The sequence below is a fragment of the Bradyrhizobium sp. Gha genome, assembly GCF_900113735.1.
GTDB lineage: Bacteria > Pseudomonadota > Alphaproteobacteria > Rhizobiales > Xanthobacteraceae > Bradyrhizobium.
In genome coordinates this window covers 120,035-145,249 of the sequence record NZ_FOQM01000006.1, presented here as the reverse complement: position 1 = coordinate 145,249, position 25,215 = coordinate 120,035, and the positions used below count along the sequence as shown (strand labels likewise).

Here is a 25,215-nt window from a genome sequence, read left to right as displayed (position 1 = left end):
CCATCCCCCGAGATGACTTAATCAGATTATCAACTCGATACATTATTGTATCGAGTTGCATTCTGCCCTAAACTGGCCCGATGTCAAGGGTGAGAACCAGGCCGACCAGGGACGACACGCGCGACAAGCTGTTCGAGGCGGCTGCGCACGTGTTCGAGCAAGACGGCATCGGCGGCGCCAGCATCGAAGCGATCGCGGCGGCTGCGGGTTTTACCCGCGGCGCATTCTATTCGAATTTCAAAAGCAAGGACGAGCTGATCATTGCGATGCTCGAAGACCATGTCGAGCAGTCGATCCGCCGCAACATGGACATCCTCGCCCAGCACGACAATCTCGACGACTTCATCGCCGCGCTGAAGTCGATGGACCGCAGCAAGCAGGACCCGCTCGGCCGCTCGCCCCTCCTCCACATGGAGATGATCCTGTTCGTTGCGCGCGCCGAGAAGCGCCGGCCGGAACTGGCAAAACGCCTCCGCGCCCGGCGCAAGCTGATCGCCGACATCGTCGAGGCGACCTTGAAGGACAACGGCATGGGCGACACGCTGAACCCGCCCTGGATGGCCTCGGTGGTGCTGGCGCTGGAAGACGGCTTCCGCCTGCACCGGCTGATCGATCCGGACACGACGCCGGCCGACAGCTTTCTGCGCGCGATCACGGATCTGCGGCGCAGGACGGGATTGGCGTCGGGCTAAGCCTTTCGCATGCGCTAAACGGTCGCAGTGCGGGGAACGCGCAGCCGCGGTCGGCAAACGCGAAGCAGCGGAACGCGCGATCTCTTCAGCCGTCGCGATCAGCTACAAAGCTGTCGCCGGCAGTCGCCCAGCACGCAAGATAAACGTTCGTTTATCTTCATGACTCTTTGTCTCTCGCGAAGGCGCGCTTGCAACTTTTGCCCGTCGTTGATGTTGGCCCGAGATCACAACACCAACGAGGAGGAACGCACATGAAGAAGACCGCGCTGGTTCTCGCAACCGTCGGGACACTCGGCGTGAGCGCCGTAGCGGCACCAAAGCCCGCGGAAGCCCACTGGCATGGTGGCTTCGGCCCAGCGCTGGCCGGTGGATTGGTCGCCGGCGCCATATTCGGTGGCCTGGCCTCGTCCGCTTACGCGTATGGTCCGGGCTACGGCTACTATGGCCCGGGTTACGGCTATGCGCCTGCGTATTACGGCGGCTACTATCCCTGGGGCGGCTACACGACGACCTACTACAGGTACGCGCCGGCCTATTACGGCTACCGGTATCACCGCATCGTACGTCCGGCTTACGCTTACTACGGCGGCCCGTTCCCACGGCGGCACTTCTTTCACCATCGTTGGTACCATCACTGGTGATGTGAAGCGCCAAGACAGGCTCGGCACGGAAGGCTGAGCCCCCGACATCAAATATCGGGTCCAAGCCCAAGGCCGATTCCTTGGGCTTTGGCCGAGAGAGATCACGCGCGGCCGCGACAGGACCAGCGCAAGCGCAATCACAAACTCAAGGAGATCGAGATGAACATTGGAAAGAAAAAGTTCCTGCTGACCACGGCAGTGCTGCTCGCCGGCGTCAGCCTGGCGTCCGTGCAGGGCTCGGCGCAGGGCATGCGCGAAGGTGCCGGCGGCGGAACCTCCAGCGGTGGTGCTGCGGAACATTCCACCGGTGCGATGTCGCATGGCGCGGGCGGTGCTTCCCACAGCGAAGGCATGGCGCAGGACCGCGCCGGCGGCCGGGCCGAGGGTTCCTCCGCCATGCAGGATAGCAGGCGCGCCGCTGACAAGGGCGACAAGAGCGACAAGCAGACCGTGGGCCAGGCCCGCGATCGCGAGAATGTGCGCCAGTCTCAATCAGAGCATGAAAGGCAAGGCAAGGACCAGACCGTCGGACAGTCGCACAGCGATCGCGACCACGCGCGTCAGTCCAAATCCGAGAACGACAAGAGCGAACAGAAGAACCAGACCGTCGGGCAGAGCCGCGACGACCGCAAGCATCAGTCGCAGGGCGCAGAGCAGAACAAGAGCGCGACGACGGGCGCCAATACCAAGGACAACGCCCGGGACAAGAGTGCGCAAGACAAGGCTGCGCAAGACAAGAGCGCACAGGACAAGAGTGCTCAGGACAAGACGGCTCACGACAAGAGCGCACAAGAGAAGAATGCCCAGGGCAGGAATGCGCAGGCTCCGAACACCACCACGACCGGCGCGAACACCAAGAGCGACGCGCAGAACAAGAACGCGCAGGATCAGAGCAAGACCACCACCGGCGCAAACACGGGCAATAACAACACCCAGGGTCAGAGCGCGCAGGGCACGGCGACCGGCGCCAACACGCAAGGACAGGCCAACGCTCAGGCGCAGAGTCAGAACGGGACGACCCAGAGCATGTCCGGCCGCGTGCAGCTGAGCGCGCAGCAGGAGACACGGCTGCAACAATCGGTCCTGAATTCCCGCAATGTGGAGCGCGTGCGGGTCAACGACAACGCGATCAACTTCCGCGTCGATTCCGGCGTGGTGGTGCCGCAGAACATCTCGGTGATCTCGGTTGCGGATTATCCCGCGCTGATCGACGTCTATCCTGACTACCGCGACGACAGCTTCTTCGTCGTCGATGACGAGATCGTCGTCACCGACCGGAGCCGCCGGATCGTCGACGTCATTCCCGCCGGTCCGCGGACGCATTATGCCCGCCGCGGCAGCTCGAGCGACGGCAGCAGCAGCGTTGCCGCGCTCGATCTCAGCCCCGACGAGATCCGCGTCGTCCAGCGCGTCCTGATCCAGCGCGGCATGCTGTCCGGCGAAGCGGACGGCGTCCTCGGGCCGGAAACGCGCCGCGCGCTGATCTCCTTCCAGCGACAGGAAGGCTTCCAGGCCACCGGCTCGATCGACAGCCGCACCGTCGCTGCGCTTGGCGTATCCAATCAGATCAACGCCACGCAGGGTCAGTCGACGAGGGTCGGCCAGGGCGGGAATAACCAGTCGATGCCGCAGAACACGACCGGACAAAGCACCGGTCAGAGCAACGCGCCGGCGCAGCAGAACCAGACCACGGGTCAGGCTCCGCAGAACCAGCCGTCCACATCTGGCCAGGCGCAGCAGAACCAGCCCGCGAACTCGGGCCAGGCCAGCACAAAACCGCCAGCAGGCCAGACCACCGGCCAGGCCCCAGCGCCGAGCGCCAACCAGTCGACCAGTCAGCCCAGCACCAACCAGAGCACGCAGACTGGACAGACCAACCAGAACAATGCCCCGCCGCCGTCGACGTCTGGGCAGCCGGCCAAGAAGTAACCCGGCCGGTGACGTCTCAAGCCCCGCCTCTGGCGGGGCTTTTGGCTGTCCTCAGCGCGATGCCGTGCTCAGGTTCTCGCCGAAGAACTTCCAGGTCTTGCCGTCGAACTTCGCCAGCTTGAACGTGTCGAACGTGGAATAGTCCGTTGGCGTCACCGAGACCGTGATGCCGGGCAGGAGAAGCGGCAGCGAGGCCTTGCTGATGTTGGTGGCCTGCTTCAAGACGTTTTCGCGTGTCAGCACGTCGCCGCAATTCTTCAGGATGAGCGCCGTGAACTGCGCGGAGGTGTAACCGACCTGGTTGCTGCCGTCGATCGGATTTCCGTCCGGATACCACTGCTTCATGAACGCCAGATAGTCCTGCACGCCCTGATCAGAATCCCATGCGGGGTCGCCGACGACCTTGAATGCCAGCGCCGTGATCAGGCCGGTGGACGCTTCCAACCCGGCTGGCTCGAGCACGCCGCCGATCGAGCTTGCAACCGACACGATGAAATGCGTCGGCTTCCAGGCGAGATCGGTGACCTTGCGGATCGCCTGCGCACCGAATTTTGGCGTGGCGATCGTCATCAGGACGTCGGCACCGGCGCTCTTCAGAGTGACGATCTGGGAATCGATCGTGGGATCGGTCACCTCATAACTGAGCTCCTTGATGATGAGATCAGCCTTCTCGCCGAGGCCCTCCTTGAAACCCTTCAGGTAGTCCTTGCCGAAATCGTCGTTCTGATAGATCACGCCGATCTTCGCGTTGGGAAGCTCCTTGAGGATGTACTTGGCGTAGATCTTGGCTTCCTGCGCGTAAGGCGGATAGAACGGCGTCGTCCAGGGAAAGCTCTTCGCATCGTTCCACTTCGAGGCGCCGGTCGAGATCAGCAGGTGCGGAATGCGCTTGCCGTTCAGATATTTCTGGATGGCGGAATTCGTCGGCGTGCCCAGCGAACCGATGTCGGCCAGGATCTCGTCCTGCTCCACGAGCTTGCGCGTCTGCTCCACCGTCTTCGGCGGGCTGTAGCCGTCGTCCATGCTGAGGAAGTTGATCTTGCGGCCGTTGATGCCGCCCTGGCTGTTGATCATCTTCCAGTAGGCGGCCTCCGCCCTGCCCTGCGTGCCATAGGCCGACGCCGGCCCGCTATAAGGCATCGTCTGCCCGATCTTGATCTCGGTATCGCTGGCGCCGGGATCGTACTGCTTGTCGGCGGCGAAGCAGACCGAGCTCGATAGAATGCCGAAGCTGGCGACTGCCGCCACTGCAATGCAACAACGCATGAAACTTCTCCCTGTCGCGTCGCTGTTTGCGCGACGTCTGCGCGGATCATGATCTCGGCCCCGTGGAATGTCGACCCGTTAAGTCGCTCTGCTCGGGAGCCGCTTAGGCCGACCGTTTCACCGCATCGCGACCAGCCGCTGCGACATCGAGCCGGCCGAGCATCGCCCTCGCCTGTTCCGCGCAATGCTCGATCAGCCAGCGCTCGAAGGCGAAAGGCGCGAGCGCGGGGGCATAGAGGAAGCCCTGGATGACGTCGCAGCCGAGCTCGGCCAGCATCTTGCGCTGGCCTTCGGTCTCCACGCCTTCGGCTACGACGGTCAGGCCGAGGCCCTGGCCGACGCGCACGACGGCAGTCGCGATGGCGAGCGCGCCGGCATCCTTGTCGACGTCGCGCATGAAACTGCGGTCGATCTTCAGCTCGCGGATCGGCAGATGGGCAAGCCGGCTCAGGCTCGAATAGCCGGTGCCGAAATCGTCCACGGACAGGCCGATGCCGATCGCGCGGATCGCATGCATCGTCTCCAGCGCGGCAGCGCCGTCCTGCATGAAAGTTCCTTCCGTGATCTCGAGCATCAGCGCGTCCGGCGGCAGCGCGTGTTCGGCGAGGACGTCCTTGAGCCGCGCGGCCAGCGTGACGTTGCGGAAGTTGAGCGGCGACAGGTTGACGGAGACGCTGGGGACGTTGAGCCCGGCCCGGCGCCAGCGCGCCATTTGCCGGCAGGCCTCGCGCACCGACCACAGGCCGATCTGCTCGATCAGGCCGCATTCTTCCGCGAGCGGAATGAATTTCGCGGGCGAGACCTCGCCCAGCGTTGCATCGTGCCAGCGCGCCAGCGCCTCGACGCCGTGGACGTTGCCGTCGCTGGTGCGGATCTGCGGCTGATAGCTGAGCGTCAGCACCCCCTCCGCGACGGCCCGGCGGAGCGCGGCGATCATCGCCAGTCGCTGCTCGGCAAGCCCGTTCATCTCGGCAGAGAACATGCGATGGGTCGACCGGCCCGCCTGCTTGGCCATGTACATGGCGGCGTCAGCCTGCTGCATCAGCGTGTCGATGTCGGTGGCATGATCGGGATAGAGGCTGATGCCGATGCTGGCCGACATCGCCATCGGCTTCGACCCGAGCCGAAAAGGCGCGGCCAGGGCCTCGGCGATACGCGACGCGACGCGCTCGGCGCCCTCGGCATCGCGATGCGGCAGCAGGATGACGAATTCGTCGCCGCCGAGCCGGCCCAGCATGTCCTGAGGCCCGATCTGCTCGCGCAGGCGCTGCGCCAGCTGGATCAGGAGCTCGTCGCCGGCGGCATGGCCGAGCGTGTCGTTGACGTCCTTGAAACGGTCGACGTCGAGGAAGGCGAGCGCGACGTGGCTGCCGGTCGGACAGGCATCGATCGCGGTGGTGATCAGGTGCCGCAGCTGCGCGCGGTTGGGCAGGCCGGTGAGGATGTCGTGATAGGCGAGCCGCGCGATCTCGGCGCGCGCCTCCTTGCGCTCGATCGCGAAGGCGCCGAGGTTGACGCAGGCGTCGACGATGCGCCGGTGCCAGCTGCTCGGCGCGCGCCGCTCGCGATAGTAAAAGGCGAACGTCGCAATGACACGGCCGTCCTTGGCCTTGACCGGGGTCGACCAACAGGCACGCAAGCCGATCGCCAGCGGCATGGCCTTGTAAGGCTGCCAGCGCGAATCGGTGTCGAGATCTTCAGCCAGAACCGGCTCCCCGTAGAAGGCGGCGGTGCCGCAGGAGCCGACATCGGGGCCGATGGCGATGCCATCCAGTGCACGGGAATAGTCCTCGGGCAGGCTCGGGCCGCCAAGCGGGTGGATCAGGCCTGCGGCATCGACGTGCAGCAGCGAGCAGACGACGTCGGGCGCGATCTCCTCGACGCGGCGGCACAGCCGGTCGGCAATCTCCGTGATCGGCACCTCGTCGGCGAGCGCGCCCATGATGAGCTGCTGCAGCGAGCGCAGCTGTTTGCTCTCGGTGATGTCCTCGAGCAGCGCGAAGATGTGCTTGACGCGGCCCTTCTTGTCGCGGAAGGCGTCGATCCGGGCACACACCCAGATCTCCTCGCCGTGCTTGGTGTAGACCAGCGTCTCGACTTCGCCGCGCCGTCCGCCAGCGACGAGCCGCTTGAGGAGCCTGGCGATGGCCGTGCGGTTGGTGTGGCAACCGGCGATGAGTTCGGCCGCGCGCCGTCCCTCCGCCTCGGCGCTGGTGTAACCGAACAGCGTCGTGAAGGAGGAATTGACGTAGCGGATGTTCTGCTCGACGTCGGTGATGAGCACCGCGCGATTGGTCTGGTCCGAGACCGCGTTGAGCAGCCCGATCCTGACGCGACGCTCGGCGTCCGCGGTGACGTCGCGCGCGAATACGATGTGACGGCTCGCGCCGCCGATGGTCACTGAGGACAATGCGATCATCGCCTTGATCCGGCTGCCGTCGCGCCGCACCAGGCTGATCTCGTCGCGGAAATCCACGACCGGATCGGCCTGAAGGCATTTGAGAGTGAGAATTGCGGCATCGCCGCCGAGCGCGTCGGCGCGCGCCAGCTTCCAGATCCGCTCTGCGCCCGCATTGAAATGCGTGATGCGACGCGCGCCATCGACGATGACGATGCCGTCGTCGGCGCATTCGAGTGCCGCACGCAGCGCGTCAGGCATTTCGGTCTCAGGGGCGTGGCGCGCTGGCATCGTCGGATCCGGATCCACCGCAAAGCTGCGAAAATCGGCCCGAGGCTAACGCTTCGATGGTGTCCAAGACGTTCTTGCAACCCGCCGGCGTTCGGCCAAGCCGCGACATGCTTAAGATTCCGCGAAAGCCGCCGAGGCAATGCGGCGCAGACGGAACCCGTTCGGCGCCACAAGCCCGTGCAGCCGGCCGATGGGCTCACGCGGCGTTTATTCAGAGACGGTCACGCCCTCCGCGTCCAGCGGTCGGCGTTGACGGCGCCCTGCGGGGCCTCGCCGTTGATGATGGCATCAACCTGCCGCACCGTTTCCAGCGACTGGTACTCGATCGCCTGCGGCGTCAGGCCGCCGACATGCGGCGTCGCGACGACGTTGGGAAGCTTTGCCAGCTCCGGCGTCGGCATCTGGTCGGGCGCGCGGCCGACATCCATCGCGGCACCGGCGATGCGTTTCTCCAACAGCGCCTTCGCGAGCGCGGCCTCGTCGACGAGATTGCCGCGCGAGAGATTGATGAAGACGGCATGCTTCTGCATGCGCGCCAGCGCCGCCTCTCCGATCAGTTTTTCGGTCTGCTCGTTGGCAACAGCAAGGCAGACGACGAAGTCCGAAGCCCCGAGCAGCTCGTCGAGGCCGACTTGCCTGATCGCGCTGTCGCCGACATCGGCGAAGGGATCGGAGACCAGCACCTCCATGCGCATCACCTTGGCGATTTCGGCGAGATAGCGCCCGATGCTGCCATAGCCGATGATGCCAATCCGGCTGCCGGCGAGCTGCCGGCCCATCCGCGCCTCCGGCTTGCGGCCCGCCTGATAATCAGCTGTGGCCCGCGACACGCCGCGCGAGAGATCGACCATGAAGCCGATCGCCAGCTCGGCCACCGCCTGCACGAAGCCCGGGCCGGCGCGGGTCACCAGCACGCCGGCTTGCGAGGCGGCTTCGACATCGACGTTGCGGATGTCGACGGCGCAGCGGACGAAGGCGCGCAGGCGCGGCAGCTGCGCAAATATCTCGCCGCGGCCTTCAGTCATACGATCGGCGACGATGATGTCGGCGTCCTCGGCCACTTTGACGAGGTTAGCCGAGTCGAGCGCCTGGTCGCCCTCATGCAGGATCACATCGGCAAGGGCGCGCAGGCCGTTCAGGCTGCGATCGCCGTAATAATTGCGGCGCATCTCCGGCGTGTGGGCCAGCAGGACTTTCACGGCAGCACTCCTTCAGTAGCCGAATGCGCGCGGCAGCGCGGTCGAGAGCCATGGCACGAAGGCGATCACGAGCAGGCAGAGGAACAAGAGGCCGAGATAGCCCAGGATCGGCTTTACCGTCTGCTCGATCGGCACGTTGCCGATCAAACATGCGCCGTAAAGGCCGAGCCCGAGCGGCGGCGCGAACAGGCCGATGCCCATCGCGATGACAAGCACCACGCCGAAATGCAGGGGATCGATGCCGAGCTGCACCGCGACCGGCAACAGCAGCGGCCCGAAGATGATGAGCGCGGCCGCGCCTTCCAGAACCGAGCCCATCACGATCAGCACAGCGATCGCCAGCAGCATGAACAGCCAGATGCCCGAGGTCCTGGACAGTCCCAGCATGAACTCGCCGACCGCATGCGGCACCTGCTGCAAGGTCAGCGTGAATGCGAGAGACTGCGCGGCGGCGACGATGAACAGCACCAGGCCTGCACGCGTGGCCGCCTGCACGAAACTACGCGCGGCCGATCTGAGGTTGAGCTCGCGGAACACCACGCTGCCGACGACAAGGGCGTAGGCGACGGCAAAGGCGGAGATCTCCGTGGCCGTGGCGAAGCCGCTCTTGAAGCCGAAGAAGATCATGAAGATCAGCCCGAACGAGGCGAGCGCGCCGCTCCACAGGCCCGAAACCGGCACCTGCGGCTCGACCTCTTCGGCGTCATCAGGCGGCTTGCCTGAGATGATGGAGAACGCGATCAGCACCGCCGCCATCAGCGCCGCCGGCAGCAGCCCTGCCATGAACAGGCCGCCGATCGAAAGGTTCGCGACGAAGCCCAGAATGATCAGGTTGATGCAGGGCGGGATGGTCTCCGCCATCACCGCGGACGCGGCGAGCAGCGCCACCGCACTGCCCGGATTCTGCCTCGAGCGGCGCGCCGCCGGGATCAGCACGGAGCCGACGGCGGCGACATCGGCCATCTTCGAGCCCGAGATGCCCGAGAACAGCACCATCGAGGCCACCATCACGACGTTGAGGCCGCCGCGCATGCGACCGACCACGCGCTGCAACAGCTCGATCAGCCGCACCGACATTCCGTTGGCTTCCATGAGGTAGCCGACGAGGATGAAGAACGGGATCGCCAGCAACACGAAATTGTCGATGCCGCGCGCCATCTGCTGGGCGAAGATCACGCCGGGCAGTGCGCCCTCGACCCAGATGAAAATCAGGGCGGCCAGCGCCAGCGCGAAACCGATCGGCAAGCCGCCGAACAGCGTGGCAAAGAAGCCGATCAGCATCAGCATGCCCGCCGATGGCACCGATGAAGGGGACAGGTAGTCCCAGATGAGATACAGGCCGGTCACCACAGCGATGGCGATCAGGCCTTCGACGATGTCCGGAAGCGGCCGCGCGCAGAGATGATCGATGGCGAACACCGTCATGAACAACGCGCCGATGCCCATCGGATAGAAAGTGAGCTCCAGCGGCAGGCCCGAACCGGTGGTCTGCCCTGATGTCAGCGAGCCCAGCTTGATCGCGTTGTAGGCGACATAGGCGGAGATCAGCACGACGAGCACGGCGCTGGCGGCATCGACCAGCGTCCGCAGCCGCAGCGGCAGCAGATCGCGGAAGAAGGACACGCCGACATTCTCGCCGCGCGCGAGCGCGCTTGCCGCGCCGAAGAAGGCGGAGCCGACCATCAATCCGCGCGCGACGTCGTCGGACCATTCGACGGGCGCATCGAAGAAGAAGCGCAGCAGCACGGAGCCGCAAACGACCGCGAGATCGGCGGCCAGCAGAACGGCCGCGATCGCGTCGCTGCAACGCAGCAGCAACGCGATGCCGCCGTTGCGGCGGCTCGGGAGCGGTACGGCTTCTGCCACCACCATCTCAGGCTTGGGTCGAACGAATGATGTCGATGACCGCCTTGGACTCCGGCCGCGCCTTGATGAAATTGTCGGTCTGCGGCGCCACCCGCTTCTTGAAGGCCTCGCGGTCGCACTCGGCCACCGTCACGCCCTTCTCGGTGAGCGCCGCCAGTGCCTCCTTCTCGACCGCGAGCCCATGGGCGCGCGTGTCGACCGCCGCTTTCTTCGCGGCGTCGAGGAAGCCCTCGCGCAGCTTCGGATCCATGCGGTTGAACGTCATGTCGCTGAAGTAGATCGCGAGCGGCGAGAAATTGTGCTGCGTCAGCGCGTAGAATTTTGCCGTCTCATAGAACTTGCTGGCGAGGATCGTCGGCGGATCGTGCTCGAGACCGTCGAGCACGCCGGCCTGCAACGCCGTGTAGATTTCGCCGAACGCCAGCGGTGTCGCGGCGGCACCCATCAGCCGCAGGCATTCCGTGATGACGGGATTGGGTAGCGTTCGGATCTTGAGACCCGCGAGATCCTCCGGCGTCTTCACCGGCTTCCTGGCGAGCACGCTGCGCGAGCCGAAATTGTAGGCCCAGGCGATGATGCGGATGTTGCTGCCCTTGAGCAGCGCATCCTCGATCGGCTTGGCCGCGCCGGCCTCGAACGCCTTGGTCTGCTGCGGAAAGCTCGAGAACAGAAAGCCGAGATCAAAGGTGCCGACCAGCGGCACCAGATTGGCTGATATCGACGAGCCCGACACCATGAGATCGATGACGCCGAGCTTCACCGAATTGATGACGTCGATTTCCTGGCCGAGCTGGTTATCCGGGAAGAAGGCGACCTCAACTTGGTCGCCGAGCCCGTTGCCCTTCAAATTCTTGACGAGGTTGTCGTAGTAGACGCGGCCGTTGGCGAATTTGGGATCGTTCGGCAGCGAGGAGGAGCATTTCAGCTTCAGCGTCGCAGCCTCCGCGCGGCCGATGATGGCGGGAGAGAGCACGAGGCCGGCGGTCAGCGCGGTCGACGACTTGAGGAACGTGCGCCGGCTGAATGGCACGATGGTCATGGTGTCTCTCCCCGATATTCTTGTTTTGTTTTGCAGCCGCGGTCGTCGCCACGGCCTGTTGCGCGGAGAGTATGGCCAAAGCGACGGGGCAGGCAAGGCTCGCGGCTGGGGGCGAGGCGAGCGCGCAAGTGGCAAGCGCGCGGCAAAGATGGCTGGGGAATGCCTATGATTGCCGATGTTTTCAGCCATGCTGCAACGCGACCGAACGACGGGCTGCAAGATTGACGTAGATCGATCCAATTCAGGTATGGATCGATGCCGAACGCAGATCGATGGGCAGGCAGCAAAAAGCTGCGGGACCGAGATCCCGCAGCTCTCGCATTTCAATGATACGACTGACGTCAGCGGGACGACGCGATGCTCAGCTGTCCGTTCGCCGCCTCGACATCGCGCGAAGGCCGCAGCGCGAAGGCCCCATCGCCGAGCAGCGCCTGCGCGGCCAGTGCGATCGCCCAGAACGCCGGGTATTCCCAGCCGCCCTTCGGATTGGTGAAGAAGAAGCCGGCGGCACCATGCACGGTGAAGATCGCGCCGAGCAGGATCGGGATGCCGGCAAGCGCCGCATAGCGGGTCCACAGTCCGAGGATCAGGGCAATGCCGCTGAGAACTTCCACGGTCATGACGAGGTAGGCGAGCTCGGGCGGGAAGCCGAGGCTGCCAAAGAACTTTGCAGTGCCTGCGGGGGTGAAAATGAACAGCTTCAGGCCAGCGTGGGCCAGGAACAACGCCCCCAAGGTCACGCGCAGCACCAGCGCGGCGTAGGGAGCGGTACGGGAATCGATCATAGCGGTCTCCATTGTTGGCCGCTGTATGATCTATTCTCAGGAGAATGATAATACGCTATTTTAGAAATATACTTCACACTATTGGAGTGAAATAAATGCTCGACCGCCTGACCAGCCTGGAGGTCTTCGCCAAGGTGGCGGCCAACGGCAGCCTGTCCGGCGCGGCCCGGGCGATGGGCCTGTCGCAGACCATGGTCACCAAGCATGTCGCCGCGCTGGAGGCGCGGCTCGGCATCAAGCTGTTCCACCGCACCACGCGGCGGCTGTCGATCACCGAGGCCGGCCGCCTCTATCTCGAGTCCTCGGAGCGGATCCTTGCCGACATGGAGACGGCCGATGCCGCGGTCGCGCGCGAGCGCGTCGAGCCGCGCGGATCATTGCGGGTCAACGTGCCTGTCGTGTTCGGCACAAGGCAGATCGCGCCGCTCATTGCGGACTTCTCGGAACGCCATCCCGAGGTCACGCTCGAGCTCGGCCTCAATGATCGTCTCGTCGATCTCGCCGAGGAAGGCTGGGATCTCGCGATCCGCATCGGCAAGCTGCGCGACTCCGCGATGGTGGCGCGCAGGCTCGCGCCGAACCGGCTGGTGGTCTGCGCTGCGCCGTCCTATCTGGCCAAACACGGCACGCCGCGCAGCGTGGCCGACCTCGCCGCGCATAATTGCCTCGGCTACACGCTCTCCCAGCAGGCCAGCGCGGCGGAATGGCTGTTCGGCGCGGAAGGTGAGATCCGCGTCCAGGTCTCCGGAAACCTGCGTGCCAACAATGGCGATGCGCTGCGTGCGGCGACGCTGGCCGGCCTTGGCCTCGCGCGACAGCCGACCTTCATCGTGGCCGACGATCTGCGCGCCGGCACGCTGGTGGCGCTGCCGCTCGACCAGCCGGAGATGCAGTCCTCCGCGGTGCACGCGGTCTACCTGCCGGATCGTCGTCCGCCGGCGAAGGTGCGCGCCTTCATCGATTTCCTCGCCGCGCGCTTCGGGCCAGAGCCCCCTTGGGATCGTGGACTGTTTTGACGTGGCAATGACGCGTCAGCTCGGCAGATGCCTCCCCGATCTGCTCGAGCGTGAGCTAGCGCACAGACAGAGCAATGGCGGTCGACTAGAGAAGGAGGCATCCTCGCGCCATTGCCGATGGAGGTGACACCATGCGCCGCCCACTTCTTCGTCAATTAGTTCTTGCCTCCGGTCTCGTTGCGCTCACTCAGTTGATGACGCCGTCCCAGGCTGCAGCCGAAGCCCGGCTCGCGCTGGTGATCGGCCAATCCGCCTATCGTACGGTGCCGGAGCTGCCCAATGCCGCCAATGACGCCAAGGGCATGGCCGAACTGCTCGGCAATGCCGGCTTCACCGTCACCGCAGCGCCGAACCTCGCGCAGAACGAGATGCGCCAGGCGATCTCGGACTTCGCCGGCAAAGTCAGCGCCAGCGGCGCCGACACCATCGCGCTGGTGTTCTATGCCGGCCACGGCCTGCAGATCGACGGCGAGAACTATCTCGTGCCTGTCGATCTCGATCCCAAGCGCGAGGCCGACATTCCGCTGCAGGGCGTGCGGCTCAACGATCTGCTCAATACGCTCGGCGCGCTGCCGACGCGGGCCCGCATCTTCATGCTCGATGCCTGCCGCAACAATCCCTTCCCGGCGCTGTCAGGCGCCGGCCATGGCCTCGCCATCGTCGACACCAAGGCGGGTGCACCGGGCTCCTTTATTTCATATTCGACCTCGCCAGGGGCCGAAGCCGAGGACGGCTCGGGCGCCGACAGTCCCTACACCACGGCCGCACTGACCGTCGCCAGGCAACCGAACATCCCGATCGAGGAAGTGTTCAAGCGCATCCGCATCGCGGTGGCGCAATCCACCGACGGGCGGCAGATCCCCTGGGAAAGCTCGTCGCTGACCACAGACTTCAGGTTCTTCGGCGAGAGCAGCAACCAGCCGCCTGCTGCTCCCGGCGCCAACGCGATGGCGCTCGCCAGCGCCACCCGCAGCGTCGAGGACTGGCGCAAGGATCTGCAGGGCAAGGACGCCAAGGTCGCCTATGATCTCGTGATCGCCGACGACACCGTGCCTGCGTATCAGGCCTATATCGAGCTGTACGCGCAGGACATCCGCACCCCGCGGCTGCGCACGGTGCTGGAGCGGCGGCGCCAGATGCTGGCATGGGACCGCGCGGTGGCGATCAACACCCGCGCCTCCTACGAGGCTTATCTCGCGAATTGGGACAGCAGCGATCTCGCCGCCACCGCGCGCCGGCTGCTGCTCCGCGTGCAGAACCGCAATTATGCCTTGCCGGTTGCGGCCGCCGCTGTCCCGGTTGCCGTCGCCATGGCGCCGACCTGCCCCTGCTCGGCCCCGACGCCGCCGGCCACGCCGATCAATCCGACGGTTGCGCCTGTCATCAAGAAGCGCGTCGACGACACGCCACCGCCGGCAAAGCGCAAGGTCGTCGACACGCCGCCGAAGCGCCGGCCACCGCCTGACGAGGTTGTCGTCGAACGCGCGCCGCCGCAAGGCCCGCCGCCCGGCGCCGTGATGCAAGGCATCGGCATCGGGATTGGCATCGGCATGGGGATGGGCGGCGGCGGCCGCGGCGGCGAGATGGGGCACGGCGATTACGGCCGCAGTAACAGATACTGAGATCACCGATCGCGAAGCGGAGGGCGAACTTGCCCTCCGTCATTGCGAGCGGAGCGAAGCAATCCAGAGTCTCTTTCCGCGGAGGGATTCTCGATTGCTTCGCTCCGCTCGCAATGACGATAGAGAGGCCGCACCCTGCCTCTCTTCCGGAAATGCTGTAGTCTGATCGACAGACTCAGGACGTTCGGGGATTTTTCGTCGATGCCAAACGACGCCAAGCACGCATGGCCGGTCTTCCGCTCGCTCGCATCCTATTCCCTGCCCGGCGACCTCTTGGCGGGGCTGACGCTCGCGGCCATCGCGATCCCCGAGCAGATGGCGACCGCGAGGCTCGGCGGCTTCGCGCCGCAGATCGGATTCTTCGCGTTCATGGCGGGCTCGCTCGGTTTTGCGCTGCTCGGCGGCAATCGCTTCCTCTCCTGCGGCGCCGATTCCACGATCACGCCGATCTTTGCCGGCGGCCTTGCCGCGCTCGCAGCGGCCGGCTCGCCTGAATATCAGAGCCTTGCGATCGCGCTGGCCTTGATGGTCGGCGCGATGATGCTCGCCGGCGGCTCGTTCCGGCTCGGCGGCATCGCGAACCTGTTGTCGATGCCGGTGATGATCGGCTTTCTCGCCGGCATTTCCGTCCATATCATCGTGTCGCAATTGCCTGGCGTGCTGGGCCTGGAATCGCCAAGCGGACCGACGCTCGATCGCATCGGCGTGCTTGCAACCGAGATCGGCCGCACCAATCCTGTCACGTTCTGCATTGGCTTCGGCGTGCTGGCGGTGGTCTTCGTTTCCGAGAGCATCAGCCCGAAAATCCCGGGCGCGCTGATCGGGCTCGTTGCCGCCACGCTGGCGACGATCGCGCTCGGCCTCGAGAGCAAGGGCGTCAACGTCGTCGGCGTGGTACCCGGCACGCTGCCGCGGCCGACCTTCCCTGATCTGGCGCCGGAGCTATGGGTCCGACTCGTTCCCCTCGCCTTCGTGATCACCGTCGTCGTGATGGTGCAGACCGCGGCCACCACGCGGTCCTTCCCGTCCGATCCCGACAAGCCCGCCGATGTCGATCGCGACTTTGCCGGCGCCGGCGCCGGCAGCGTATTATCGGGTCTGTTCGGCGCGTTCCCGGTCAACGCCAGCCCGCCGCGCACGGGCATCGTCGCCGAGACGGGCGGACAATCGCAGCTCGCAGGGCTTGCGGCGGCCGTGATCGTGCTGTTGTTGCTCGCCCTCGGAACGGGATTGTTGCGCCATGTGCCTGACGCAGCCCTCGGCGGCATCCTGCTGTTCGTCGCGCTACGGATCATCCGTGTGAAGCAGATCGTCACGATCTACCGCCAGTCGTTCAGCGAATTCCTGCTGATCGTCACCACCGCCGCACTGATCATCGTGCTGCCGATCCAGCAGGGCGCATTCCTGGGCATCATGCTCTCGCTGCTGCACGGCATCTGGAGCACCATGCGCGCCAGACTGGTTGAGTTCGAGCGCGTGCCGGGCACCACGATCTGGTGGCCGGCGCATCCGCATATCACCGGCGAGCGCGTCAATGGCGTCGCGGTGATCGGACTTCAGGCGCCGCTGTCCTTCCTCAACGCGCCGGCTTTCCGCAGCGACGTGAGCAAGGTCATCACGGCAGCCACGCCGCAATTGCTGGTGCTGGAGGCGAGTGGCATGGTCGAGATCGACTTCACCGCCGCGCAGATCCTGCTCGACATCTTCAAGGCGTGCAGCGCGCAAGGCGTCACGGTCGCGGTGGCCCGGCTGGAATCGGTGCGCGCACAGGACGCGTTCGAGCGTTTCAAATTGTTCGATGTCCTGCCGAGGGAGCACGTCTTCCACAGCGTGGACGAGGCCGTGCACAGACTGGCGAAGTAGCGCCTGATCGCATTGCATTGGCCCGCTTGCACCTCTCCGCTTGCGGGAGAGGTCGGCGCGGAGCGCCGGGTGAGGGCTTTTTCCTGTTGGGGATTGTCCCGATGAGGAGAGAACCCTCTCCCCAGCCCTCTCCCGCAAGCGGGAGAGGGAGCGCACCTTGCTTCGTGGAAGCGATCGCGGTTACTGCGCCAGCCCGGGATGATCCCGCTGCGCCGTTTCGCGGATCCAACTGGCGTGGATCGCGCGGAACAGGATCTGCGCCGTCTTGAGGTCGTTCGCGGTCATGCAGAGATCGACGATGCGATGCACCGCGTCGTCGCGTATCAGGCCGTCGGATATCTTCATCGCAATTTCCATCGCGACCTTTGCGGCGCGCTCATAGCGCGCACTCTCGCCGTCGTCGTTTCGCGCGGAGCCGGCGGCGCTCTGGGCCGCAGCATCACAAATGGCGCGGATGCGCGCGGCGGCTTCGATGTCGCCGAGCGGCCATTCGATCGCTTCGTCCCAGATGTCCTTCCGCGCCTTGCGCGCGAACCACTTCATCGCCATTCCACGCCGTCTTCCGCTTCAGGCCCACTCAGCATAGATCGGCGAGACGATTTTTGCACCACGCCCCGTCGCCGAGCGCATTCAGGATGTTCGACGTGGTCCGATGGACTCGAACTGCGCCTTCTGCTCGTCGTTCAGCGTCGCGTAAAAATCCTCCAGCGCCGCGCGTACCGACTTGACGCCCTCGAGCATGATTTCGAGCCGCTTGCGGACCGCGGCCATGCGCGCCGGCGGCGTCATCACGTCGCCAGGCTGACACGCCGCCTTCAGAGATGAGCTGACCTTGGCGCTGGTATCCTGAAGCACCTGCAGCGCGGCGCGCTGGGTCTCGTTGGGATGCAGCCTCGCCTCGATGTCGGCGCCAGGCCAATCGAGCGCAGAGGACGCTCCGCAATTCTGGACCAGCGATCCCCCGCTATCGTTGGACGCCGTGGCATGACGCTGATCCTCGGCCAGCGCATTGAAGCGCGCCTTCTGTTCGTCAGTGAGTGAGCCGTAGAATTTGTCGAGGGCAGGTTGAACGAGATCGACGGCCTTCTCCATCGCCTCGATGCGCAGCTGCATCGCTGCCAGCCGGCCGGGCGCGGTCGCGGCGACTTGCGTCGGGCAGGAGGCACGGATCATCCCGGCCGCATCGATCGAAGCATTGCTTAGCTCGTCAAGGCTTGCGCCTTGCGCTTCGGTCGGTTGCACCGCTGCGGCAATCTGGTCGATCGGCAGACCGACGATTTCGCGTCGGTCGCTGCCGCAAAGCTGATCAAGCGCAACGCCTCGCGCATGTCGCCGCCCCTGCGGTCGCTGCGGCAGATAGGTCGCGAGACCGTCGTAGCCATAGGGGCCGAAGATGCCGGCATAGATGTCCGGATAACCGTAGCCCCAGAAGCCGAGACCGTCGCCCCAGATCGCGTAGTCGTAGAAGTCGTTATAGGCGAACGGCCAGAACAACGGTCCGACCCAGCCATAACCGCCGCCCGGATGCTGCCACCATCCGCTGCCGGCGCCTTGCCAGCCCGCCAGCGCGGCGGCCGCTGCGATCTGGGCTCGCGCCGCCGGATTGCCGATCAGCCGGCCATTGCGGAAGGTACCGGCGTGGAAGTTGAAGGCGTTACGCAAATTCGCAGGGCGGACGGCTGCATTACGGATCTGACCGAAGCTCGGCCCACCATGTCGAGCTCCTGTTGCGAGGTGGAGTCCGCCATGATGCCCTCCCCCGCCATGCGCGTGCCCAAAGCCATGACCGCCAAAATGGCCGCCACCAAAATGGTGGCCGCCGCCGTGACCGCCTCCGTGCCCACCGCCATGACCGCCACCGCCATGACCGCCGCCGCCATGACCACCACCCCCGCCCTTGCCCAGAGCCGTGCCGGCCAGCATGCATGCAAGCGCCATCACGGCAATTCCAATGACGGTTCGCAATATCCCATCCTCCCGCGAGTGCCATTGAGACGTGTCGGGAATTGGAACCGGCCCGCTTGCCGAAAGTTCCCGCGGCTGCGTTGCGACAGGCCGCTACGCTTCAGGCACGATCTTGCCGGGATTGAAGATGTTTTGCGGATCGAGCGCTTTCTTCAGCGCGCGCATCGCATCGAGCGCCTCGGGGCCGAGTTCCGCCTTGAGATATTTCTGCTTGCCCTGGCCGATGCCGTGCTCGCCGGTGCAGGTTCCGTCCATCGCCTGCGCGCGCTCGACGAGGCGATGCATGAACTCCTCGCCGCGCGCCATCTCGGCCGCATCGTTGGTGTCACACACCAGCGAGCAATGGAAATTGCCGTCCCCGACATGGCCGACGATCGGCGACAGCAGGTCGAGCCGCCTGAGATCTTCCTCGGTCTCGCTGACGCAATCGGCGAGCCGCGAGATCGGCACGCAGACGTCGGTTGCGACCACGCCGATGCTGTCGCCCGGACGCAGCGCCTTGACCGACCAATAAGCGTCGTGCCGCGCCTGCCACAATCTTGTGCGATCCTCCGGCTTGGTGGTCCAGGAGAAATCGCCGCCGCCGCACTCCCTGGCGATCTCACCGAAGGCCTTGGACTGCTCGGCAACCTCGATCTCGCTGCCGTGGAATTCCATCAGCAGCAGCGGCGTCTCCGGCAGCGTCAGCTTGGAATAGGCGTTGCAGGCCTTCACCTGCGCAGCATTGAGCAGTTCGATGCGCGCCACGGGAATGCCGGTCTGGATCGCCAGGATCACGGCCTGACACGCGCCGTGCACTGACACGAACGATACCGCGCCGGCCGCGATCGTCTCGGGGATGCCGCGCAGGCGGATGGTCAATTCGGAGATGATGCCGAGCGTGCCTTCGGCACCCACGAACAAATGCGTCAGGTCGTAGCCTGCAGATGATTTCTTGGCGCGCGTGCCCGTCGTGATGATCTCGCCGTCGCCACGGACGACCTTCAGCGCCAGCACGCTGTCGCGCATGGTGCCGTAGCGCACCGCATTGGTCCCGGAGGCGCGGGTCGAGGCCATGCCGCCGAGCGACGCATCCGCGCCGGGATCGATCGGGAAGAACAGGCCCTGGTCGCGCAGATGCTCGTTGAGCGCCTTGCGGGTGACGCCGGGCTGGATCACGCAATCGAGATCCTCGGCATGAACAGCGAGCACCTTGTTCATGTCGCGCAAATCGATCGAGATGCCGCCGGCGGGCGCGTTGACCTGACCTTCGAGCGAGGTGCCGGTACCGAAGGGAATGATGGGCACGCCGTTTTTCGCGCAGATCCGCACCACGTCCTGGATGTCGGCGGTCTCTTGCGCCATCACCACGCCGTCGGGCGGCTGGTTGACGATCCATGTCGTGGTATGGCCGTGCTGCTCGCGGACCGCCTGCGAGGTGATCAGGCGGTTGCCGAAGCGTGCGGCAAGCTGCTCCAGCGCGCTTGCGAGGGCTTTCGGCTCCGGCCGCGGCGGATTATTGGTGATAGCAGTACCCACGGATCGTCCTCCCGACAGAAGAAACCGTGGCAAAGGACATCTCACCGGTCAAGTCAAGCGACCGGACGCATAGGCAGGGAATGAGACATGCCGGAAAGTGCCGCCGCCAGGCCCGAGCCGTTCCGCTCATCGATCATGCAGATCGAGCCGCAATGGATCGACTATAACGGCCATCTCAACATGGCCTATTACAATGTGATGTTCGACCGGGCGATCGACCAGATGTGGCTGCAACTCGGGATCGGGCCTGCTTACATGAAGGAGCGCAACGGTTCGACCTTCACGGCCGAATGCCACGTGCGCTATCTGCGCGAGATCCATCTCGGCGATCCCGTGCAGGTCTCGGTCTGGCTGCTGGAGGCCGACGATAAGCGACTGCACACCTTCCAGGAACTGCGTCACGCCGCCGAAGGCTGGCTGTCGGCCACATCGGAAAACATGTCGCTGCACATCGACATGGGCTCTCGCAAGGTGGCGGCGTTTCCGCCTGACATTCGCGAGCGCATCGCGGCCGTCGTCAGGGCTCATGGCGCCGTGGCGCGGCCCGAGGGCATCGGCCGCAACGTGTCGATGCCCGCGAAGAGATAGCTAGGCTGCTGCTGCCGTCCACCCCTCCCCGTCGGGGAGAGGTGAAGATCACCGCTAGATCCTCCTGCCGCGGGCGAGCCCGACCACGGCGGAGACCAGGAACAGGACGACCGCGACGAAGAAGATGATCTTGGCGATTTCGATCGACGCGCCGGCGAGGCCGCCAAAGCCCAGGATGCCGGCGATCAGGGCGATAACCAGAAACGTCACAACCCAGCTCAGCATGGTCAAAACCTCTTGTTTGGTTGTCTGTCTGCGATGGCGCGGCTGAGGCGCCTCACTTGCAGAAACAATCGCCATCTCGGAACATTGGTTCCGGCCCGCTCGGCCGGGAAATTCGCCAACCCTCCCGGAACAAAATCAGCCCGCCGCGCACGTGGAAAACCGGCACGGCCGCCCCCATATTGGCGGCAATCCCTGTTATGAAGGCTCCCTTCCGCAACCCCGCGGTGCCATCGTGGGGCCAATGATTCGCATGACCGAGCCGAGCAAAATCCCAGGCGTACCCGACCACCAGCCCGCAGCCGGGGGCATCGCCGCGCGTGCACGCGCCTCCGTTGGCCCGAAATACCTCGCTGGCCTCAATCCGGAGCAGCGCGAGGCCGTCGAGACGCTGGATGGCCCGGTTCTGGTGCTGGCCGGCGCAGGCACCGGCAAGACCCGCGTGCTGACCACGCGCATCGCCCACATCCTGAGCCAGGGGCGCGCCCGCCCCGCCGAGATCCTGTCGGTGACCTTCACCAACAAGGCGGCGCGCGAGATGAAGCACCGGCTCGGCCAGATGCTCGGCCACGCCGTGGAAGGCATGCCGTGGCTCGGCACCTTCCACTCCATCGGCGGCCGCATCCTGCGCTTCCACGCCGAGCTGGCGCAGCTCAAGTCGAATTTCACCGTGCTCGATGTCGATGACCAGGTGCGGCTGTTGAAGCAGTTGCTGCAAGCCGACAACATCGACGACAAGCGCTGGCCGGCACGCATGCTGGCCGGCCTGATCGACGGCTGGAAGAACCGCGGCCTGACGCCGTCCCAGGTGCCCTCGGGCGAAGCCGCCGTCTTCGCCAATGGCAAGGGCGGCAAGCTCTATGCGAGCTACCAGGAGCGGCTGAAGATCCTGAACGCCGCCGATTTCGGCGACCTGCTGCTGGAGAACATCCGCATCTTCCGCGAGCACCCGGATATTTTGCGGCAGTATCAGCAGCGCTTCAAATTCATCCTGGTGGACGAGTATCAAGACACCAACGTCGCGCAATATCTGTGGCTGCGGCTGCTGTCGCAGGCGCCGTCGTCGACCACGCCAACTGTCATTCCGGGGCGCGTCGAAGACGCGAACCCGCAACCCAGCAGTCAGTCCGACGATCGAGATTCCGGGTTCGATGCTGCGCATCGGCCCGGAATGACGGAGCGCGCGGCGTTGGCGGCTGCCCCCGCATCTCCCACCAAAAACATCTGCTGCGTCGGCGACGACGACCAGTCGATCTATGGCTGGCGCGGCGCCGAGGTCGACAACATCCTGCGCTTCGAGCACGACTTTCCCGGCGCCAAGGTGATCCGGCTCGAGCGCAATTACCGCTCCACCGGCCACATCCTGGCTGCCGCCTCGCATCTGATCGCGCACAATGAAGGCCGGCTCGGCAAGACGCTGCGCACCGAGGACCACGACGGCGAGAAGGTCACGGTGACGGGCTCCTGGGATTCGGAAGAGGAGGCCCGCGGCATCGGCGAGGAGATCGAGCAGATCCAGCGCAAGGGCGAGAAGCTCAATGAGGTCGCCATTCTGGTGCGCGCGTCCTACCAGATGCGCGAATTCGAAGACCGTTTCGTCACGCTCGGCCTGCCCTATCGCGTCATCGGCGGCCCCCGCTTCTACGAGCGCGCCGAGATCCGCGATGCGCTCGCTTATCTGCGCGTCATCAATTCGCCGGCCGACGATCTCGCCTTCGAGCGCATCGTCAACGTGCCCAAGCGCGGCCTTGGCGATGCCACCATACAGTTGCTGCACGACCACGCCCGCAAGCGCCGCATTCCGCTGTTCGAGGCGGCGCGCGCGGTGGTCGAGACCGACGAATTGAAGCCGAAGGCGCGCGGTAGCCTGCGCGACGTCGTCGCCCAGTTCGACCGCTGGCGCGCCCAGCGCGAGGTGACCGCGCATACGGATCTCGCCCAGATCGTGCTCGACGAGAGCGGCTATACCGAGATGTGGCAGAAGGACCGTTCGGCCGACGCCGCGGGCCGGCTGGAGAACCTGAAGGAGCTCGTGCGCTCGATGGAGGAGTTCGAGAACCTGCAAGGGTTCTTGGAGCACATCTCGCTGGTGATGGACCGCGAGGGCGGCGCCGAGGACGACGCGGTGTCGCTGATGACGCTGCACTCGGCCAAGGGCCTCGAATTCGACAACGTGTTCCTGCCGGGCTGGGAGGAAGGCCTGTTCCCGAGCCAGCGCACGCTGGACGAACAGGGCCGCGCCGGCCTCGAGGAAGAGCGCCGGCTTGGCCATGTCGGCCTGACCCGTGCGCGGCGCCGCGCCATGATCTATTTCGCGACCAATCGCCGGATCCATGGCACCTGGTCGACTACGATCCCCTCGCGCTTCCTCGACGAATTGCCGGCGGCCAACGTCGAGATCACGGAATCCAAGGGTGGCTCGGCCTGGGGCGGCACCGGCGGCTACGGCGCCTCGCGTTTCGACGACATGGAGGCCTTTGGCTCGACCTATTCGACGCCGGGCTGGCAGCGTGCCCAGGCCAACCGCAACAAGGGCGGCGGCCGCAATGGCGGTGGCGGTCGCGGCGGCTTCGAGGACGAGGCCGCGACGTTCTCGTCCTCCTCGTCCTCAGGCCCCGATTTCGGCAGCTACTCCTCGCGCCGCCGCGGGCCGATGACGATCGAGGGCGAGCTGGTCGCCAAATCCACCGGCACGACCTCGGAATTCTCGCTCGCCGACCGCGTCTTCCACCAGAAATTCGGCTACGGCCGCGTCACCAGGATCGACGGCAACAAGCTCACCATCGCCTTCGACAAGGCCGGCGAGAAGAAGGTCGTGGACAGTTTCGTGCAGCGGGCGTGAATCCGACATGCCTCACTACGTTGCCATCATCGAAGCCGCCGGCACGGACGAATGCAGCATGTGGTTTCCCGACCTGCCCGGCTGCATTTCCGGTGGCGACGATGTCGATGAGGCCGTCGAGAATGCGCCCGAGGCGATCGCGTTCTATGCGGAGGAACTGGCCGCGGACGGCCGCGCGCTGCCCGCGCCGCGCACATTGGAAGAGCTCGAGGCCGATCCGGAATTTGCCGTCGAGATGGGGAAGCACACGGCCGTCCTGATCGAATTTCCTCCGCGCGACGATTCCGGGGAGTGAGGACGGTTCGCCGCACCGGCCGAACTCCAGGTCTGGGGCGATCAGCCCTTGACCATGGCGAACTTCCCCGTATCAGATGCAGCCATGGTCCGGGGCTTCATCACACTGGTTGTACTTGCATGGGGGATGCCGTCGCTTGCGACGGCGGAGACCATGAGCTTTGGCGATTCGATCGGGCTCTTGGCCAAGAGTTGTGGTGCGGAAATCGTCGCCAATTGCCGCGGCGTCAATCCTGATTCCACCCGCCTGAAGGAATGCCTGTCCCGCAACCGGGACGTGCTCTCCCAGCAGTGCCAGAGCAACTACCTCACGGTGTTCGACGCGATCCAGAAGCGCATCGCCGCCCGTGTCACGGTCGCAAACGCCTGCCAGCGCGAGATCGTCAAGGTTTGCGGCGGCTCGACCAAGGAGACCAGCAAGTCGATCCCCTGTCTGGTCTCGACGCCCAAGGGCATCAGCAACAACTGCGTGAAGGCCGTCGACGACGCGGGGTATCGATGATGCGCGTACCCGGGCACGTCACCGCCGGATTTGCCATCGCATTGGGTCTCGCTCTGCTTACAGGCGCGGCCGGCGCCCAGACGGCTCCGACCCGTGACGACATCGTCGGCAAGCTCGATCATTTCGAGGAGGGCGTCGAGCTCGATGTCCCCGCGCTGAAGCAGCAGGTGATGGAACGGGCCAAGACCCGGATCAAGAACGATCCGGGTCCGGTGAACCGGCCGCTGATCGCGCCTGACCTCGCCAAGCTGCCCGCCTTCAACGCCCAGATCCAGTTCGACGCCGACACCCCGATCATCCAGCCGGAATCCTACCAGACCGTCGGCCGGATCGCAGACGCACTGGTTAACGCCTCGCTGCTGCCCTACACGTTCCTGATCGTCGGCCACGTCGAATCCAATTCGAAGACGCGCGAAGCCAATGCGATCCTGAGCCAGCGCCGGGCTGATGCGATCCGCGACGTGCTGGTGAACACGTTCAAGATTTCGACCAAGCGGCTGCAGCCGATCGGCCTCGGCGAGGAGCAGTTCCTCGACCGCGCCAAGCCGAACTCTGCGGTCAACGGCCAGATGCAGATCCTGACCTTTGCCAAAGTGCCCGACGCTGCACCTGCGCATCCCCCTGCAGCGCCAGCGCCTGCGGCAAAAAAGCCCGCAAAGAGGCATTGAGCCACGGCG

The 25,215-nt window shown here is 65.3% G+C and carries 21 protein-coding genes; 11 read left to right on the top strand and 10 right to left on the bottom strand.

Annotated features, from left to right (window positions below; genetic code table 11):
* Positions 1–80: 80 nt before the first annotated feature.
* The 3 genes from BM222_RS11265 to BM222_RS11255 all read left to right on the top strand — a co-directional run bounded on the left by BM222_RS11265 (position 81) and on the right by BM222_RS11255 (position 3,262).
* A complete protein-coding gene (locus BM222_RS11265) occupies positions 81–692 on the top strand; it encodes a TetR/AcrR family transcriptional regulator (RefSeq protein ID WP_092228333.1) in 612 nt (203 codons plus the stop codon).
* A 251-nt stretch (positions 693–943) separates the two neighbouring features.
* Positions 944–1,333 (top strand): hypothetical protein, encoded by a 390-nt coding sequence (locus BM222_RS11260; protein ID WP_092228332.1) that lies wholly within the window; start codon positions 944–946, stop codon positions 1,331–1,333.
* Between the two features lie 159 nt (positions 1,334–1,492).
* On the top strand, positions 1,493–3,262 hold the full coding sequence (locus BM222_RS11255; RefSeq protein ID WP_092228432.1) for a peptidoglycan-binding protein: 1,770 nt from the start codon (positions 1,493–1,495) through the stop codon (positions 3,260–3,262).
* A 51-nt stretch (positions 3,263–3,313) separates the two neighbouring features.
* On the opposite strand, the gene BM222_RS11250 is transcribed toward BM222_RS11255, so the two are convergent.
* From BM222_RS11250 to BM222_RS11225, 6 genes are all read right to left on the bottom strand, one after another.
* Positions 3,314–4,528, bottom strand: a complete 1,215-nt coding sequence (locus BM222_RS11250; protein WP_092228331.1) for an ABC transporter substrate-binding protein — start codon at positions 4,526–4,528, stop codon at positions 3,314–3,316.
* Positions 4,529–4,631: 103 nt separating this feature from the next.
* The gene (locus BM222_RS11245; RefSeq protein ID WP_092228431.1) at positions 4,632–7,217 is read right to left on the bottom strand and encodes an EAL domain-containing protein; all 2,586 of its coding nucleotides are present in this window, start codon (positions 7,215–7,217) and stop codon (positions 4,632–4,634) included.
* 221 nt (positions 7,218–7,438) lie between these two features.
* Complete coding sequence (locus BM222_RS11240; RefSeq protein WP_092228330.1) at positions 7,439–8,416, bottom strand: hydroxyacid dehydrogenase; 978 nt, start codon at positions 8,414–8,416, stop codon at positions 7,439–7,441.
* A gap of 12 nt (positions 8,417–8,428) precedes the next feature.
* The gene (locus BM222_RS11235; RefSeq protein ID WP_092228329.1) at positions 8,429–10,288 is read right to left on the bottom strand and encodes a TRAP transporter large permease; all 1,860 of its coding nucleotides are present in this window, start codon (positions 10,286–10,288) and stop codon (positions 8,429–8,431) included.
* A 1-nt stretch (position 10,289) separates the two neighbouring features.
* Positions 10,290–11,321, bottom strand: coding sequence for a TRAP transporter substrate-binding protein (locus tag BM222_RS11230; RefSeq protein WP_177243150.1), 1,032 nt, complete (start codon positions 11,319–11,321; stop codon positions 10,290–10,292).
* A gap of 341 nt (positions 11,322–11,662) precedes the next feature.
* Positions 11,663–12,106, bottom strand: a complete 444-nt coding sequence (locus tag BM222_RS11225) for a DoxX family protein (RefSeq protein ID WP_092228429.1) — start codon at positions 12,104–12,106, stop codon at positions 11,663–11,665.
* 95 nt (positions 12,107–12,201) lie between these two features.
* On the opposite strand from BM222_RS11225, the gene BM222_RS11220 reads away from it, so the two are divergent.
* The 3 genes from BM222_RS11220 (at position 12,202) to BM222_RS11210 (ending at position 16,607) form a co-directional block, all read left to right on the top strand.
* Positions 12,202–13,122 (top strand): LysR family transcriptional regulator, encoded by a 921-nt coding sequence (locus tag BM222_RS11220; protein ID WP_092228328.1) that lies wholly within the window; start codon positions 12,202–12,204, stop codon positions 13,120–13,122.
* Positions 13,123–13,253: 131 nt separating this feature from the next.
* Positions 13,254–14,744, top strand: coding sequence for a caspase family protein (locus tag BM222_RS11215; RefSeq protein ID WP_092228327.1), 1,491 nt, complete (start codon positions 13,254–13,256; stop codon positions 14,742–14,744).
* 201 nt (positions 14,745–14,945) lie between these two features.
* Entirely contained in the window at positions 14,946–16,607 is a 1,662-nt protein-coding gene (locus BM222_RS11210) for a SulP family inorganic anion transporter (protein ID WP_092228326.1), read from the top strand.
* Positions 16,608–16,787: 180 nt separating this feature from the next.
* On the opposite strand, the gene BM222_RS11205 is transcribed toward BM222_RS11210, so the two are convergent.
* From BM222_RS11205 to BM222_RS11195, 3 genes are all read right to left on the bottom strand, one after another.
* On the bottom strand, positions 16,788–17,150 hold the full coding sequence (locus BM222_RS11205) for a hypothetical protein (protein ID WP_177243149.1): 363 nt from the start codon (positions 17,148–17,150) through the stop codon (positions 16,788–16,790).
* Between the two features lie 87 nt (positions 17,151–17,237).
* Entirely contained in the window at positions 17,238–18,572 is a 1,335-nt protein-coding gene (locus BM222_RS42810) for a Spy/CpxP family protein refolding chaperone (protein WP_283810227.1), read from the bottom strand.
* Positions 18,573–18,665: 93 nt separating this feature from the next.
* Positions 18,666–20,090 (bottom strand): FAD-binding oxidoreductase, encoded by a 1,425-nt coding sequence (locus BM222_RS11195; protein WP_092228323.1) that lies wholly within the window; start codon positions 20,088–20,090, stop codon positions 18,666–18,668.
* A gap of 87 nt (positions 20,091–20,177) precedes the next feature.
* On the opposite strand from BM222_RS11195, the gene BM222_RS11190 reads away from it, so the two are divergent.
* The gene (locus BM222_RS11190) at positions 20,178–20,678 is read left to right on the top strand and encodes a thioesterase family protein (protein ID WP_092228322.1); all 501 of its coding nucleotides are present in this window, start codon (positions 20,178–20,180) and stop codon (positions 20,676–20,678) included.
* A 54-nt stretch (positions 20,679–20,732) separates the two neighbouring features.
* Here BM222_RS11190 and BM222_RS11185 read toward each other — a convergent pair whose 3' ends face one another.
* Positions 20,733–20,903 carry a DUF1328 domain-containing protein gene (locus BM222_RS11185; RefSeq protein ID WP_045006173.1) on the bottom strand — a complete coding sequence of 57 codons (171 nt, stop codon included), beginning with the start codon at positions 20,901–20,903 and terminating at the stop codon, positions 20,733–20,735.
* A 241-nt stretch (positions 20,904–21,144) separates the two neighbouring features.
* Between BM222_RS11185 and BM222_RS11180 the strand changes: the two genes are divergently transcribed.
* The 4 genes from BM222_RS11180 to BM222_RS11165 all read left to right on the top strand — a co-directional run bounded on the left by BM222_RS11180 (position 21,145) and on the right by BM222_RS11165 (position 25,206).
* Positions 21,145–23,742, top strand: coding sequence for an ATP-dependent helicase (locus BM222_RS11180; protein ID WP_092228321.1), 2,598 nt, complete (start codon positions 21,145–21,147; stop codon positions 23,740–23,742).
* A 7-nt stretch (positions 23,743–23,749) separates the two neighbouring features.
* Positions 23,750–24,037 (top strand): type II toxin-antitoxin system HicB family antitoxin, encoded by a 288-nt coding sequence (locus tag BM222_RS11175; RefSeq protein WP_092228320.1) that lies wholly within the window; start codon positions 23,750–23,752, stop codon positions 24,035–24,037.
* An 84-nt stretch (positions 24,038–24,121) separates the two neighbouring features.
* Positions 24,122–24,538 (top strand): hypothetical protein, encoded by a 417-nt coding sequence (locus BM222_RS11170; protein ID WP_092228319.1) that lies wholly within the window; start codon positions 24,122–24,124, stop codon positions 24,536–24,538.
* Complete coding sequence (locus tag BM222_RS11165; protein WP_502690886.1) at positions 24,535–25,206, top strand: OmpA family protein; 672 nt, start codon at positions 24,535–24,537, stop codon at positions 25,204–25,206. The genes BM222_RS11170 and BM222_RS11165 overlap by 4 nt, the downstream gene beginning before the upstream one ends.
* Positions 25,207–25,215 lie beyond the last annotated feature (9 nt).